At 45.4% G+C, this 14150-nt stretch carries 14 protein-coding genes and 1 riboswitch; of the genes, 10 read left to right on the top strand and 4 right to left on the bottom strand.

The window, feature by feature from the left end; genetic code table 11:
• Positions 1 to 7: 7 nt before the first annotated feature.
• Positions 8 to 1330: a branched-chain amino acid transport system II carrier protein gene (gene brnQ / locus AC0L13_RS15815; RefSeq protein WP_473641245.1), complete on the bottom strand. Its 1323-nt coding sequence runs from the start codon at positions 1328 to 1330 to the stop codon at positions 8 to 10.
• A gap of 189 nt (positions 1331 to 1519) precedes the next feature.
• Here brnQ and AC0L13_RS15810 point away from each other — a divergent pair, with 189 nt between their 5' ends.
• The 5 genes from AC0L13_RS15810 (at position 1520) to AC0L13_RS15790 (ending at position 7169) form a co-directional block, all read left to right on the top strand.
• Positions 1520 to 3244 carry a sulfate adenylyltransferase gene (locus AC0L13_RS15810; protein ID WP_473641243.1) on the top strand — a complete coding sequence of 575 codons (1725 nt, stop codon included), beginning with the start codon at positions 1520 to 1522 and terminating at the stop codon, positions 3242 to 3244.
• Positions 3245 to 3436: 192 nt separating this feature from the next.
• A complete protein-coding gene (locus AC0L13_RS15805; protein ID WP_440500937.1) occupies positions 3437 to 3760 on the top strand; it encodes a PadR family transcriptional regulator in 324 nt (107 codons plus the stop codon).
• The gene (locus AC0L13_RS15800; protein ID WP_440500939.1) at positions 3757 to 4635 is read left to right on the top strand and encodes a permease prefix domain 1-containing protein; all 879 of its coding nucleotides are present in this window, start codon (positions 3757 to 3759) and stop codon (positions 4633 to 4635) included. Before AC0L13_RS15805 ends, AC0L13_RS15800 begins: the two co-directional genes overlap by 4 nt.
• Positions 4632 to 5654 carry a hypothetical protein gene (locus tag AC0L13_RS15795; protein WP_473641241.1) on the top strand — a complete coding sequence of 341 codons (1023 nt, stop codon included), beginning with the start codon at positions 4632 to 4634 and terminating at the stop codon, positions 5652 to 5654. Before AC0L13_RS15800 ends, AC0L13_RS15795 begins: the two co-directional genes overlap by 4 nt.
• A 123-nt stretch (positions 5655 to 5777) precedes the next feature.
• Entirely contained in the window at positions 5778 to 7169 is a 1392-nt protein-coding gene (locus AC0L13_RS15790) for an MATE family efflux transporter (RefSeq protein ID WP_440500942.1), read from the top strand.
• A gap of 51 nt (positions 7170 to 7220) precedes the next feature.
• On the opposite strand, the gene AC0L13_RS15785 is transcribed toward AC0L13_RS15790, so the two are convergent.
• Together AC0L13_RS15785 and AC0L13_RS15780 are read right to left on the bottom strand one after the other, a co-directional pair.
• A complete protein-coding gene (locus AC0L13_RS15785; protein WP_440500943.1) occupies positions 7221 to 7493 on the bottom strand; it encodes a hypothetical protein in 273 nt (90 codons plus the stop codon).
• Between the two features lie 105 nt (positions 7494 to 7598).
• Positions 7599 to 8375 (bottom strand): DUF2268 domain-containing putative Zn-dependent protease, encoded by a 777-nt coding sequence (locus AC0L13_RS15780; protein WP_473641237.1) that lies wholly within the window; start codon positions 8373 to 8375, stop codon positions 7599 to 7601.
• 141 nt (positions 8376 to 8516) lie between these two features.
• On the opposite strand from AC0L13_RS15780, the gene cysK reads away from it, so the two are divergent.
• From cysK to AC0L13_RS15760, 4 genes are all read left to right on the top strand, one after another.
• Complete coding sequence (gene cysK, locus AC0L13_RS15775) at positions 8517 to 9446, top strand: cysteine synthase A (RefSeq protein WP_473641235.1); 930 nt, start codon at positions 8517 to 8519, stop codon at positions 9444 to 9446.
• A 78-nt stretch (positions 9447 to 9524) separates the two neighbouring features.
• Positions 9525 to 10367 carry an ABC transporter ATP-binding protein gene (locus AC0L13_RS15770; RefSeq protein ID WP_440500947.1) on the top strand — a complete coding sequence of 281 codons (843 nt, stop codon included), beginning with the start codon at positions 9525 to 9527 and terminating at the stop codon, positions 10365 to 10367.
• Positions 10300 to 11052, top strand: coding sequence for an ABC transporter permease (locus AC0L13_RS15765; protein ID WP_473641232.1), 753 nt, complete (start codon positions 10300 to 10302; stop codon positions 11050 to 11052). The genes AC0L13_RS15770 and AC0L13_RS15765 overlap by 68 nt, the downstream gene beginning before the upstream one ends.
• A 23-nt stretch (positions 11053 to 11075) precedes the next feature.
• Entirely contained in the window at positions 11076 to 12056 is a 981-nt protein-coding gene (locus AC0L13_RS15760) for an ABC transporter substrate-binding protein (protein ID WP_473641230.1), read from the top strand.
• Between the two features lie 50 nt (positions 12057 to 12106).
• On the opposite strand, the gene AC0L13_RS15755 is transcribed toward AC0L13_RS15760, so the two are convergent.
• Positions 12107 to 13285: an MFS transporter gene (locus AC0L13_RS15755; RefSeq protein WP_473641228.1), complete on the bottom strand. Its 1179-nt coding sequence runs from the start codon at positions 13283 to 13285 to the stop codon at positions 12107 to 12109.
• A gap of 37 nt (positions 13286 to 13322) precedes the next feature.
• Positions 13323 to 13422, bottom strand: a riboswitch (purine riboswitch).
• A 112-nt stretch (positions 13423 to 13534) separates the two neighbouring features.
• Here AC0L13_RS15755 and AC0L13_RS15750 point away from each other — a divergent pair.
• Positions 13535 to 14050 carry a hypothetical protein gene (locus tag AC0L13_RS15750; protein WP_440500954.1) on the top strand — a complete coding sequence of 172 codons (516 nt, stop codon included), beginning with the start codon at positions 13535 to 13537 and terminating at the stop codon, positions 14048 to 14050.
• Positions 14051 to 14150 lie beyond the last annotated feature (100 nt).

Genomic DNA, 14150 nt, shown 5'->3' with positions numbered 1-14150 from the left:
CTTTTTTTCATTTCTGCTGACTGGCATTTTTCCGAATGGAACCAATAATAAACCCAAGCGCTCCCAACACAATCGCGGGGACGATCCATCCGATCCCTTCTTCGTAAAGCGGCAAGTAGCTGAGAATATCGGCGACCGGAGCAATAGGTAAACCGAACGCTTTCAGCATATCGAAAAACCCGACAAATCCTGCCGCTGCTAACGCGAATAAATACACTTCCCGATAACCGTTGAAGCGGTTATGAAAGAAACTGATCGTAATTAACACGATTGCGAGCGGATAGATTCCGACAAGAACCGGCAAGGTAATCGAAATTAATTGCGTAAGCCCGATATTGGCAATCAACATGCTGAAGAGGCCGACAACCAGGACAACCGATCGATACGAAAGCTTAGGGAACGTGCTGGAGAAAAAGGTTGCACAGGACGAGACGAGTCCTACTGAAGTCGTTAAACAAGCAAGGAACACAGCAGCGCCGAGCACTACTTGTCCAGTCGTTCCCATCAATGTAAATGCAAGTTGAGTCAAAATTTCTCCGCCGTTTTCGGCATTTGGAGCGACTATTCGGCTTGTTGTACCTAGATAGGCAAGCCCGACATAAACGAGACAAAGCCCGACAACCGCAATAACACCTGATTTCATCGTGATGGAGGCAACTGCTTTGCGGTCTGAAATGCCTCTCGCCTTAATCGCGTTTATAACGATGATGCCGAAGACGAGCGCAGCAATCGCATCCATCGTCAAATATCCTTCAATGAATCCGTTTATGAATGGATTGTGGACGTATGGTTCTTGCGGCGGGCCACTTGTTCCGGCAGGCTTGAGGATTCCGACTGTGACGATGAAAGCGATGAGGGCAAGTAGAATTGGCGTCAGCACATTTCCGAAACGGTCGACTAATTTATTTGGCTTCAGGGAAAGCCATGCTGTTATTGAGAAAAAGAGGACCGTAAACAGAAACAATGCGATCTTTTCCGAGGAATCTGAAAGAAAAGGAGACAGTCCCATTTCAAAAGAGACCGTAGCCGTGCGCGGAACCCCGAAAAAAGGACCAATCGCCAAATAGACAAGGATTGTAAAAGCGATTCCGAAAAGTGGATGCGCCTTGCCTGCGAGATCCCTCAACTGGCTGCCGCTCAAGGCGACCGCGACAACACCGAGGAAGGGAAGACCGACTCCGGTAATGAGAAACCCTGTAATTGTAATCCAAACGTTATCTCCCGCTAGCTGTCCGACTAACGGTGGAAAGATCATATTGCCGGCGCCGAAAAATAGCGCGAACATTAATAATCCTAACTTTAACGTTTCTTTCTTCGAAAAATCATTCATTCAAAATTCCCTCCGTAAAAGCTCATAAATGGATTTTACCATATTAGTCTTTATAACTCGTATGACACTCCTTAAAAAGAGAAAAATTATTAATTTCAGATAATAACCTATTTACAAGTTTGGAAGTATGTTAATATTCAGAAGAGAGCACGATTTTATTATAATGAAATGGAATGAGGAGGAGTCGGGATGTTGAATGTGACGGAAAATCGCTTTGCGAATTACCCTCAACAGCCGCATGGGAGGAAACTGGTAGACAAAGTGTTGACGGGGGTCGAGAGGGAAGAGGAGTTGGAAAGGGCAAGGCTGCTGCCTTCGATCATGGTCGATTTGGAAGCGGTCATTACGCTTGAAATGATTGCAACAGGCGTATTGTCTCCGAATGAAGGGTTCATGAATGAAATCGACTATAAATCCGTGTTGAATGAAGGCAGGTTGGCGAACGGTACAGTATGGCCGGTTCCGCTCAGCTTTGCTCCGATCGGCAATCGCAACAAGGAAATCATCAAGACACTTTCTGTGGGGGATGAAGTGGCGCTTTCCGATGAACAGAACGAGCCGGTTGCGATTTTGAAGATCGAAGATATTTTTGATTATGATAAGGAATACCGTGCTTCCCATTTATTCGGCACGACCGATCGGAATCATCCAGGGGTGGACGCGATTTACAGACGGATGGGCGATGTCGCGCTCGGCGGACCGATCCGGTTATTGCGTCGAGTTGATTGGGGGCCGTTTGAAAAATTGCGGTTGGAGCCGAAAGATACGTGGCATGAATTTTACGAGGTGAAGAAGTTCCGTTCAGCAGCAGGCTTCATTACCGGGGCGAATCCTTTGCATCGAGGCCATGAATATATCCATAAAAACGCGTTGGAAGAAATCGACGGCTTGCTCCTTCAGCCGTTAGTCGAGATGGCGAAGCGTGAATATACACGTCATGAGTTCCGGATGCTATCCTATCGTAGTGTGCTGGATACGTATTATCCGAAAGGGCGGTCCATCCTTGCTCCGCTGCGAGTGACGTATATTTTTGCCGGCCCTCGGGAGACGGTGCTGCATGCGTTGATTATGAAAAACTACGGCTGCACTCATGCGCTTATCGGCCGAGATCACGCAGGAATCGGCGATTATTATGATAAGTATGCGAGCCATAGCATTTTTGACCAGTTCAAACCGGAAGAGCTCGGCATCGACGTAAGGCTTTTCCACGAAGTGTTCTATTGTACGCGTTGTGACAGCCCTGCGACAGAACAGTCATGCCCGCATGATATTCAATATCGGATCAATATTTCCGGAACGGGTATCCGTGAAATGCTTCGTCATGGCATTATGCCGCCGAAGGAAATCGTCCGTCCTGAATCGGCGAGGATTGCAATCCAAGGCGTCCAGCCGAAAGGTCTTGACGAGTTTGAAAGCGCTATCTCGCCTGTAGGGAAGGTCATTAAGAGCATGTTCCCGTTCTACTTGGAGAGGACGAGGCTCGGCGGACGGATTCGAAAAGCGCCTCTGTCGGTCGAGGACTTGACGAATGACGATTTAGAAGCGGTCAATTTGGACGTCCGAGCGAATGCCGACCGTATTTATCGGGAGGTTTTCGAGGAGTATTCGAGCGTTGGCGACACGAACCGGGGCATGCAGCCTGAATGGGTGATGGATGCAAGAGAATCATTGCATACGCAGCAGCAGATGGTCATCCAGGACTTGGAGGAGAAGGTGAAGCAGGCACCTGAGACCGCTTCGGATGAATTCATGTATCAGGATAAAGAGGAAGCGCAGCGGGAATTGGAAGTGGCGAAGAAAATCCTCGGCGACATTCCGAAAGTACTCCGTGCAGCAGACTTCGATTATCGGACGTGGAATGTGCTACCGTATAAGCGTTATCGCGGGGCAGACGAGCCTGAAGAAGAAAAATAAAATCCATATAGAGCGAGTAGTAATATACTTGGAGCTTTCCGCTTTTGTCGCGGAAAGCTTTTTCACGTTTCTGTAGGTCCTTTTGACTTCAAGGAATCATTCTTATGTATGGTCGAATGCAATCCATAAAACACCATTTACATTGCTTTGCGAGGTACCTCGTGTTACGATGTCGATAGAGAGGTGATTGAAATGGATCAAGAGATGATGAAAGGAAGCATCGATTTAATATTATTATCCCTCATCGCGCAACGGCATATGTACGGCTATGAAATCGTTAAAGTGTTGAAAAAGGTCAGTGACGATACGTATGAAATGAGTGAAGGGACTCTTTACTCTGCGTTGAAGCGTTTGGAAAAGAAACGGTGGGTCGACTCCTATTGGCAGGAAACGGAGGGCGGCAGGCGAAAGTATTATCGACTGACCGATGAAGGCGGCGCCGCTTTGGACAGCAAGCGCGAAAATTGGGAGTGGATGAATACGCTTGTGCATAAAAGTTCGGAAGGATTGCTATGAAGCAGCCCTTTCAACGGTTTGTCGAGGGAATTGTCCGGGAAACCGACAGCAATCATGAGGAGCGGAAAGACTTGTATGAAGAACTGCTCTCTCATTTGGAATGTTCATTCATAGATTACCAGAAGCAAGGATTATCAGAAGAGGAGGCTATGCGAACCGCCATGACAAACTTTGGAGAGGAACGGGAGATTGGCAAGCAGCTGCAACAGGCAATGTACCCATACCGAAGGGAAATGATGCTTTCATTATCGGTAGCATCACTGCTTTTCGCGTATAGCGTTTACGCATGTCAGTTATTTGTAATGGGAGATGCGCATATCCCTTGGTTAATCGTTGCCGTCTTCATTAGCACCGCAATACTAGTTATGACGGTTCGGCCGGTTTCTTCATTGAATCGGAGATTGTGGATGAATAGCATGCTGCTCATTCATATCATGACTTTTTTCTATGGATTTTTATTGGCGACTGACGTATATCCACCGTTGTCGACCGGCTTGTCAATCATTGCAGGACTGATTCTTTTGCTTGCGATCGTTCTTGTGTATCGGACGACGATTTACGATTATTCATCAAAACGCCAACAGCTAGTGAAGGATGCAAAACGATTTCATTTTATAAATATCACAACAGGTATATTCATTGTTTTCGCTACATTGTTTTTCTTATGGGCGTTTTTATTTTTCGGTGATATGTCGCCAAAAGTATTCATATTGTTTATACCGCTTGTCCTATGGATTGTTTCCTATGCAAGCCAATTGCAGTTGCTCTCGAAGCAAAAGAAACTGTGGGCGTATGCGATTCTGTTCATGCAAACAGCAGTCGTATTATCTGCGGTCGGATTTTGGGTGTTTGGAGTTGTAGGAGGGATGGCATGAATAAATCAATCAGTTTTCTCATTGGTAGTATCGGCTTCGTTACGATCGTTTTCGTTGTGCTAGGGTTCTTGTTTGAAAAAGAGGAAAATGAAAAGCAAAATGGGCTGACTGCCACTTTCGATGTCTCTGTAGATGGTTCGATTGCATATGTTGCCTATGATGACGGGAAAGCAGGTATTTATTTGCCTGATGGGAATGAATTGCCGATTGTACAGTTTCCTGTCGATCAAACAATTTTAGATATCAGCTTCTCGAAAGATGGTAAAAGACTAGCATATATTGTGACAGATAAAGAGATGAGTCCAGAAAGTGAAAGCTCCGTACATCTTTTGAATGTGGATACGGCTGCTGATCAACTTGCATTTCGTGAGCAAGGAATAATTACGGAACTGGCATTTGACCCGAAAGATTCGGAGCTTCTCTTTTATTTGCACGCCGCGACTTTTACGAACTATTCACCGATTGTAGGCGAAAGGCCACATGATTTTGATGTGCATAGCTTCCATCTTCAAACGCTTGAGCAGACAAAATATACCGATCTGAAAAAGTACAATATGCAGTCATTGCAAGTATCGGCGACAGATGAATCCGTGTATGTCCAAACGGATGACGATGAACATGTACAAACAGCGGACGATGTATTTGCATCCAAGCAGCGTATTTTTAAAATCCCGCTCGATGCGCCAGACGAAAAAACGGTCATAAGTGATCCGGCGGGGGAGGAAGATCTATATGACTTCGTACTGTTGCCGGATAGGGAAGAAATTATTTACCAAGCAGTCGGGGGCACTGGAGAAGATGGCATATTCGAGTACGAGTTGTTCAGCTTCAATTGGAATACGTATGAAAAGAAGCAACTGACCCATTTAAAGGAGTATGCGTCTGAACCAACCGTAGGGCAGGATAATAAAATCTACTTTTTGGTGGACCGTCAATTCGGAGGGCGGCAGCCTGACTATCGAATCTATCAGATGTCCGCAGATGGGGAAAATGTGAAAGAAATCTTGAGTGCACAATAAACGATTTGCATGACTATGAAAAATTGAAAAAAATGGAGGCGTACCCGTTGTCAATAAGCCGATTTCTATGATAAGCTAATTCCTGTTTTGAATATCTTAAATAGAAATGAAGGCGATATATAGATGGCAGCAGTTGCAGCCAACGGCCCGGGGAAGAAACTGAATTTGTTTCATCTGACGTGGCCGATTTTTCTTGAGTTATTTTTGTTCATGTTGATGGGATTGGCGGATACGTTCATGTTGAGTGCGCTGTCTGATGATGCGGTATCAGGCGTTGGGGCAGCGAACCAATATGTGCAAATCGCAATTCTTGTACTAGAAGTAGTCGGTAACGGTGCAGCAATCGTTGTTGCCCAATATTTAGGGTCTAGGCGTTTTATTGAAGCGTCGAAGATTTCTGCGCTTGCAGTTTCTTTGAATCTATTAGTCGGACTTGGCATTAGTGGTATCTTCATTTTGTTCACGAGCCGTATGATGGAAACGATGAATTTGCAAGGGGATGTCCTTGCACATGCGGAAGCGTATTTGGTCATCGTTGGAGGCGGGATTTTCCTACAGGCGATCATCAACTCGCTTGCAGCTGTCATTCGTGTTCACGGATTTACGAAACAGACGATGTTCGTATCACTCGGCATGAACATTATTCACGTCATCGGGAACTATGCGCTCATCTTCGGAAAGTTCGGGATGCCTGCGCTAGGCGTGCAAGGAGCGGCGATTTCGTCGGTCGGAAGCCGTGTAATCGCGATGTTCGTCTTCATTTGGCTATTGTACAAAGTGCTTGAATATCGTATCGAATTCCGTTATTACTTTACATGGTCGAAGGAATACATCAAAAAGATATTGAACATCGGATTGCCTTCAGCGTTCGAACAGATCCTGTACCAAGCATGCCAAATCGTATTCCTCTACTATGTCACTTATCTCGGTACGGAGGCGCTTGCTGCGAGACAGTATGCGACGAACATTTCGATGTTCAGTTATTTGTTTGCACTCGCAATCGGCCTCGGGACAGCAATCATCGTCGGCAGACTCGTTGGAAGCGGAGAAAAGGATGAAGTGTACCAGCAAGTTTGGTCCTCTTTGAAGCGTGCGCTTGTCTTTACCGTCGTGTTAGTGGCGATTGTCATGACGTTCCGTTATCCGCTTATGCGCCTGTTCACCGACAATGAGGAAATTATCGAGCTTGGAGCATCTGTGTTGTTATTAGCATGTTTGCTGGAAACAGGACGGACGTTCAATATCGTCATCATCAACTCGCTCCGTGCATCGGGCGACGCGAAATTCCCGGTTTTGATGGGAGCTCTATCGATGGTCATGATGAGTTTGCCGCTTGGCTATTTCTTCGTGTTCGTGCTAGACCTAGGACTTGTCGGAGTATGGCTAGCTATCGCGGCAGATGAATGGACACGCGCCATCATTATGATGCTGCGTTGGAAAAGCAGAGCATGGGAACGGTATGCGCTTGTTGAGCCTCTTGAAACAGAAGTAGAAGTGAAGCCGGAAGTCGTTTAAATGAAAAAGAAGGCCTCTCATATGTGAGAAGTCTTCTTTTTATTTTTATAATTACCAGAAGAACGGAAGCAAAGCGAAAGTTACGATGGAGCCGAGTGCAATTCCTAAGCCAAACGCTAATCCACGTCCTCCAAAGCCATATCCATATCTAAAACCGTATCCGAAACCACCCAAATTTCGTTGACGACCGAATGGCTCTAAATAGACTTTATTGCCCCTGACACATTGAATAATCCCCCTATGGGTTCGTCCATCCCGAGTCCCAATAACGACAGCTCTTCCGATATGCCTAGTGCACAAAGAATGGTATTGTTGAACTGACATCGTGTTGTCACCCCATTTCGATTGAACATAATACATCATATGTGAGGGATTTTTCTTCAAGGGGGACAAACACACCGTTGCATTCGTTTAGAGTGAAAGGCAGTATTACGACAGCTGTCCAATTTCGGAGGATGAAAGTGTAAAAAGATCCGCTACATGCAAGTCTTTAGCTCTTAGAAAGTTTTGAACCAAATAATAGCCGACAGCGTATCCAGTCATATGGGGACAATTGCCGAGGCCGTATAGCACTTTTTCATGGGTAGCACTCTCTTTCACATGATGTTTGTTTGGATTGACGAAGTCTTTCCACAATCGGGCCAGCTGTTTGTCGGAATAAAGAGAAGTCCACGAAGAAGTAGAGTCCTTCCCGAATCTTTCTGCCACAGCTGCTTCTGCCAACCCTTCCAAAATGATCGTATCTAATAATGTGTACTCTTCTCCCCGTTTCGGAAACTTGTTCAATCGGCACACATGATTGTACTCATGGGTAAGTAACGCCTTCATTTCAGTTTCCGTATTATGAGGTGAAATGAATAAAAAAAGCTTATCAGCATAAGCTAGCCCCGATTTTCCTTTGAATTGACGAATCAACACGCTGTTGTTGGAATCCGATGGGAAGATAAAGATAGGGACAGAAGGACCTTTCCATTTGCTTCTCAATCGCCCTATTTCATTCGACAACATTCCCCATGCATTTTTCTCCTGCAATTTCTTCGTTAACTCTCTCCCTTGTTTTGCAGTCTTGTACATGCCAAACGTCGTTAAGTGATGATGAATATCCGATGAGGAAGCTGATGTGAAGTATTTGATTAATTTAGCGCAAACTTTCGAAGGGTCTCCTTTGCATTCCTCGATCCAATTGTCAGTCCGGATTACGGCCATGCCATGGCACCTCTTTTTGAATTATCATATTCGCATGTTAGAAGGAAGGTCCACAACATGAAAACCAACTAAATTACTATGCATTGTAGGGATTATTCTGCTATAATCTACTAAACATACGTAATGAAGGAGCTGGACAGCTTGCGAGTAGTGAATAATATAGCCGAATTGATAGGCGAAACGCCTGTAGTGAGATTGAATCGCCTTCCTGATCCACAAGGTGCAGCCGTCTATGTGAAGCTTGAATATTTCAATCCGAGCAGAAGCGTCAAGGACCGGGCGGCATACAATATGATAATCGAAGCGGAAAAAGCGGGTTTATTACAACCGGGAGATACGATCATTGAACCGACGTCTGGAAACACAGGGATCGGACTCGCGATGAATGCCGCAGCCAGAGGCTACAAAACAATTATCGTCATGCCTGATTCTTCGACACTTGAGCGAATCAATATTTTAAAAGCTTACGGTGCAACAGTCGTGTTGACACCGAGTGATTTAAAAATGCCGGGAGCCATTCAAAAGGCAGAGGAAATTTCAGCGGAGATTCCAAATAGCTTCATTCCGATGCAATTTGAAAATGTAGCGAATCCGGATATTCACAGGTATACGACAGGACCGGAAATCATTCGAGCGATGGAATCGATGAACCGAAAACTGTCAGCGTTTGTTTGTACAGCGGGTACGGGCGGTACAGTTACAGGGACTGGTGAGTTTTTAAAAGGACACGACAGCGATATTACGGTTCATATAGCGGAGCCGGCAGGTTCTCCAGTACTATCTGGCGGGAAGCCCGGGAAGCATAAGCTTGTCGGAACGAGCCCCGGTTTTATCCCATCGATATTAAACACATCCGTTTACGACGAGATTTTCAAGATCGAAGATGAGGACGCCTATCGAACGGTACGCGAATTGGCGGCGCGTGAAGGCTTGCTGCTCGGTCCAAGCGGGGGTGCTTCCGTATTTGCTGCGATGCAAGTGGCGAAACGATTGACCCCAGCTGATACTGTTGTCTGTATTGCGCCAGACAATGGCGAACGGTATTTATCGAGCGATTTATTTGATGACTAAAGGAGAGGAATAAGCATCCTCTCCATTTTCATAAGTTTAATTCCGACTAAACAAATAAGATAAATAGAGGTGTGGAAAATGTATGTCACAATCGATGGAATCGAGAAGAGTTTCACGAATGAAAGAAAAGAGCAGGTTCTAGTACTGGATCACATTACTATCGATATGGAAAAAGGGAGCTTCGTCTCCATCGTCGGTCCTTCTGGCTGTGGCAAATCGACGCTGCTTTATATGATTGCAGGCTTAGAGAAGACGGATAAAGGCAGCATTCGCATCGCAGGGAATGAAGTGAAGAAGCCTGGTCCCGATCGAGTCGTCGTTTTTCAGGAAGCCGGGCTTTTCCCGTGGTTAACCGTGTTGGAAAATGTGAAATACGGCTTGCTGCTGAAGAAGATGCCGAAGCAAGAGGCTGAGGCAAAGGCAATCGAAATGTTGAAAATGGTCCACTTAAGCAACTATATCCATTCGTACCCGCATCAACTGTCGGGTGGGATGAAGCAAAGAGTATCTATTGCGAGAGCTTTAGTGATGGAACCGGATATTTTGCTGATGGATGAACCTTTCTCTGCGCTCGATGAACAGACGAGAATGGTGCTCCATAAAGAATTGCTGGAGATTTGGAAAAAGACGAAAGTGACGATTTTTTTCGTGACGCACAATATCCGAGAGGCTGTGTTGCTTTCGGAAAAAGTGATCGTGTTCGGCACGCGTCCTGGAAAGGTGAAGGAAATCATTCCAGTTCCGACTTCAACGGACGGCGTGTTGCCCGATAGTGTGACATTGCATACAGAACAACGGATTTTAGCCATTTTGGAGGAGGAAATTGAAAAGGTGTTAAAGGAGGAAATGGGTGATGACTACAGCTTTAAGACGAATCATCTTCATCGCGATGATAGCGGTGATATGGGAAGTCACATCTAGACTTTCGGTATTGCCAGATTTCATGTTTCCGCGTTTGACACAAGTGTTGGAAACTCTTTTTAACGGTCTTGTGAATGGGCAAATTGTAGCGGCAATCGGGAAAAGCATGAGCCGCCTGCTGATCGGATTTGCGATCGCAATCGTTTTAGGTGTCATTATGGGCTATCTCATTTGGCGATATAAATTAGTGGAGGATACACTCGGTTTTCTCGTAACCGCGTTGCAGTCCATCCCGAGCATCGTCTGGTTCCCGCTCGCGATTATTTGGTTCGGGTTGAATGATTTCTCGATTTTGTTCATTGTCACGATCGGCGCTACGTGGACGATGACTGTCAGTGCGACGAGCGGTTTCCGAAATGTACCGACGTTATACCAACGGGTCGCGAAGACATTTGGTTCGACAGGGCTCCATTTCATTCGAACCGTCATTTTGCCGGCATCTGTCCCGCAATTATTATCAGGACTACGCATTGCTTGGGCATTTTCATGGAGGGCATTGATGGCTGGGGAATTGCTTGGGTCAGGCGGAGGGCTAGGGCAATTGCTTGAAACAGGGCGTTCCCTCGGTCAAATGGACCTTGTCATCTCTGTCATGATCATCATTGCGGTGATCGGGACGATTATGGATAATGTCGTATTCTTACGTTTGGAACGTTCTGTACAGAAAAAATGGGGTCTAACATGACCTATACAAAGGAGATATCGACAATGAAAAAGTCAGTAGTCATGACATTGTTAACGGTTTTAGTAGTAGGAATCCTATCTGCTTGCGGTTCTTCCTCGTCTGGCAGCAAATCGGTAAAAATCGGATACTTCCCGAACTTGACGCATATCGCAACAATTGTCGGGCTTGAAAACGGCTATTTTGAAGAGGAATTCGGAGAGGATGTGAAGATTGAAACGAAAACAGTGAGCAATGGTGGTCTATTCATGGAAGCGATGACGACGAAATCAATCGATGTCGGTACAGTCGGTCCTGGTCCATTGTTGAATTTCTACGTGAAAAACCCGACGTTCCGCTTGATTTCAGGCGCAGTGAACGGAGGAGCTGTGCTCGTTGCGAGTGAAGGCGGAGGTGTTTCGGAGCTAGCCGATCTTGACGGCAAAAAAGTCGCCATCCCGGTCATCGGAAGCACGCAGGACGTCATGCTTCGAAAAGCATTGAAAGAAGTGAATCTCGAAACGACATCGAACGGCGGTACAGTCGAATTATTCGCAGCTGCGCCTGCTGACACCGCTACACTTTTCGTTCAAAACTCCGTCGATGCCGCGGCGACACAAGAGCCGTGGGGGAATATACTAGAGACGCAAGCAAACGGCAAGCTGATCCTCGACTGGGATGAATTTGCATGGGGGAAGGAATCGACAAACACAGTCGTTGCGGCAAGCGATGAATTCTTGAAGAATAAAGAGTTTGCGAGCGCTTATTTAAAAGCCCATAAACGGGCAGTCGAGTTCATTCAGCAAAACCCGGAAGAAGCTCAACAATTGGTCATTCAACATATTAAAGATTTGACTGGAAAAGAAATAAATGAGGACGAAACAGCCGCAGCATTTGCAAAGCTTGAAGTAACAACTGAGGTGAATGAACAAGTCATTCAGGAAATGGCGGATATTAGCAAGGAAGCTGGATATGTGACGAGCAGTGATATTGAAGGTATGATTGATCTTTCTTATTTGGAAGAGTAATAAAAATGGGACCCACCATAATTTTGGTGAGGTCCTTTGTACTTTATTCATCAATTGGCTTGTACTTCTTTCGCACGTCTTGCTTTGCCGGTTGCCATCGATATCGAAACGGCAGCGCACAAAAATGCAATGACGACAACTCCAGCCCCGACAGTCGTTGTGCTTGTGACCGAATCGGTTTGGCCTAATACGACAGCGCCGATTCCTGAACCCAATGCGATCCCGACCTGCAATGCGGAATTGTTTAGACTTTGATGGATATCAGACGAAACGGGATCGGTCTCGATAATATAATCCTGCTGCGGCGGTGCAAGGGCCCAGCTTAATGCTCCCCAAATCATCATGATGACAATGAAGAACGGAAACGAAAATGTCGAGTAGGGCAACACGAATAGGATCAAGGCAAAAGAACCGATAATAATGAGAATGCTTTTCTTGGATCCGACCCAACCGGCAAGGTTCCCCCCGAACGCTCCGCCAGCTACTGCTGCTATCCCGAAGAGGAAATAGGAGATACTGATCCAGTATTGGTTCAGGTTCAAATTCATTTCCAAGAATGGTGTAAGATAGGCGTAAACCGTATAATGGCCAGCTAGCATGAACATCGTTGCCAAGTGCGCGAAGACGATTTTTTTATTTGCGAGTGATTTGATTTGCATGGAAAGGGGCTGCACTTCACTCATCGGAATCTTCCCAAGGAAAATAGAAACGAAAACGAATGAGCAGATCGATAGAACCGCAATTCCTAAAAAGACGCTGCGCCAACCGAAAGCGTTCGTAATGAGAATGCCAAGTGGCACGCCTAACACGAGGGAAGAACTGATTCCCATCACAATATAACTGATGGCCTTTGCACGCTTGGGTGCTTCAACGATCCGCGCGGCAATCGTTAAGGAAAGGACGATGAGCAGCGCCGCACTCGTCGCGGTGATGACACGTGCGATCATGACAAATGTGAAAGTGGGACTGAAAAAGGTCATAATGTTTCCGGTGAAAAAGATCACCATCGTAACTAAATAAAGCTTTTTCCTTTCGATTTTAGCGGTCAATGACAATAAAACCGGACCGGCAATGGCGAACACAAGCGCATAGACCGAAATGAGCTGCCCGGCCGTCCCGATAGAAACATTTAAATCATCTGCGATAATCGGCAATATGCCTCCGACGATCAATTCAACAAGTCCAACTGTAATCGTTGATATCGCAAGGATGAAAACTCGTAAATCCATAAAAAAATCCTCCTCTATAAAATAAAAAAATCCCGACTGCAAAGTAAGTTACCTTTGTAGTCAGGAGTTAATGGTTCCTGGTAGAGACCCTCAAACCGTATTATTGAGGTTATACATATATGTTGAAGTTATGAAATTTCCATTCACCAATCTACCATGGTTCGACATAAATATCAAGAGCAATTTCCTTTTTATGATCGATTATGGTTACATAGAAATAACAATTACATCTGTTTTGGAGGAACCAATATGTACGATCCAACTGTTTTCGAAAACTTAAAAGTCGCATTTGAAAACCGGGTGTATGATCTTGATACGATCGATCGCGATATACGGATCGTCAACCGATCAGATCAAATGGATTTCGCGGTTCTAGCACGAAAATTCATTTTACAATTTACACTTTTTCATTTGGAAGATGTGTCTGCCGAAATCATTTTGGAGGCATCTTTACAAGACTTGGCGGATGAAATATTGGAAGCACCCGGAGAAAATCCCGGCTGTTCATTGACAGTACGCTTTCTGAAGCGTGTTCGAGAAGAAGAGGAGCAGTGCGGACAAATCGAGGAAACATTGAATGACATATGGGAAAATGAAGTTCTTGTTACCCAAACGTTAAGTTTCATATACGGAGAGGACGCACCCGGTTACTTGAACAATATTGAAGTGAAATTCAAGGCGAAAATCAATGAGGAGCACATGGGGAAGCTGCCCGATTTTTTAAATAGTGTTCTCGACGCGCTGCGTGTACTGAACGCCATTTGACGATGAAAAAACTTTGCATCTTCTCTATCCCGAATTGGGAAATGGCTATATAATGAAGGACGTATGCATCTTTGTATGATTTATTCGTTTTTAGACTGAT

Source organism: Sporosarcina sp. QA0331 (assembly GCF_055808055.1).
The sequence above is the reverse complement of the archived record's forward strand: the minus strand, read 5'-3'. Positions and strand labels throughout refer to the sequence as shown.

Excerpts from the sequence above, each read along its gene's own strand:
- brnQ (WP_473641245.1), bottom strand. The coding sequence starts at position 1,330 with ATGAATGATTTTTCGAAGAAAGAAACGTTAAAGTTAGGATTATTAATG.
- AC0L13_RS15810 (WP_473641243.1), top strand. The coding sequence starts at position 1,520 with ATGTTGAATGTGACGGAAAATCGCTTTGCGAATTACCCTCAACAGCCG.
- AC0L13_RS15805 (WP_440500937.1), top strand. The coding sequence starts at position 3,437 with ATGGATCAAGAGATGATGAAAGGAAGCATCGATTTAATATTATTATCC.
- AC0L13_RS15800 (WP_440500939.1), top strand. The coding sequence starts at position 3,757 with ATGAAGCAGCCCTTTCAACGGTTTGTCGAGGGAATTGTCCGGGAAACC.
- AC0L13_RS15795 (WP_473641241.1), top strand. The coding sequence starts at position 4,632 with ATGAATAAATCAATCAGTTTTCTCATTGGTAGTATCGGCTTCGTTACG.
- AC0L13_RS15790 (WP_440500942.1), top strand. The coding sequence starts at position 5,778 with ATGGCAGCAGTTGCAGCCAACGGCCCGGGGAAGAAACTGAATTTGTTT.
- AC0L13_RS15785 (WP_440500943.1), bottom strand. The coding sequence starts at position 7,493 with ATGTCAGTTCAACAATACCATTCTTTGTGCACTAGGCATATCGGAAGA.
- AC0L13_RS15780 (WP_473641237.1), bottom strand. The coding sequence starts at position 8,375 with ATGGCCGTAATCCGGACTGACAATTGGATCGAGGAATGCAAAGGAGAC.
- AC0L13_RS15770 (WP_440500947.1), top strand. The coding sequence starts at position 9,525 with ATGTATGTCACAATCGATGGAATCGAGAAGAGTTTCACGAATGAAAGA.
- AC0L13_RS15765 (WP_473641232.1), top strand. The coding sequence starts at position 10,300 with ATGACTACAGCTTTAAGACGAATCATCTTCATCGCGATGATAGCGGTG.
- AC0L13_RS15760 (WP_473641230.1), top strand. The coding sequence starts at position 11,076 with ATGAAAAAGTCAGTAGTCATGACATTGTTAACGGTTTTAGTAGTAGGA.
- AC0L13_RS15755 (WP_473641228.1), bottom strand. The coding sequence starts at position 13,285 with ATGGATTTACGAGTTTTCATCCTTGCGATATCAACGATTACAGTTGGA.
- AC0L13_RS15750 (WP_440500954.1), top strand. The coding sequence starts at position 13,535 with ATGTACGATCCAACTGTTTTCGAAAACTTAAAAGTCGCATTTGAAAAC.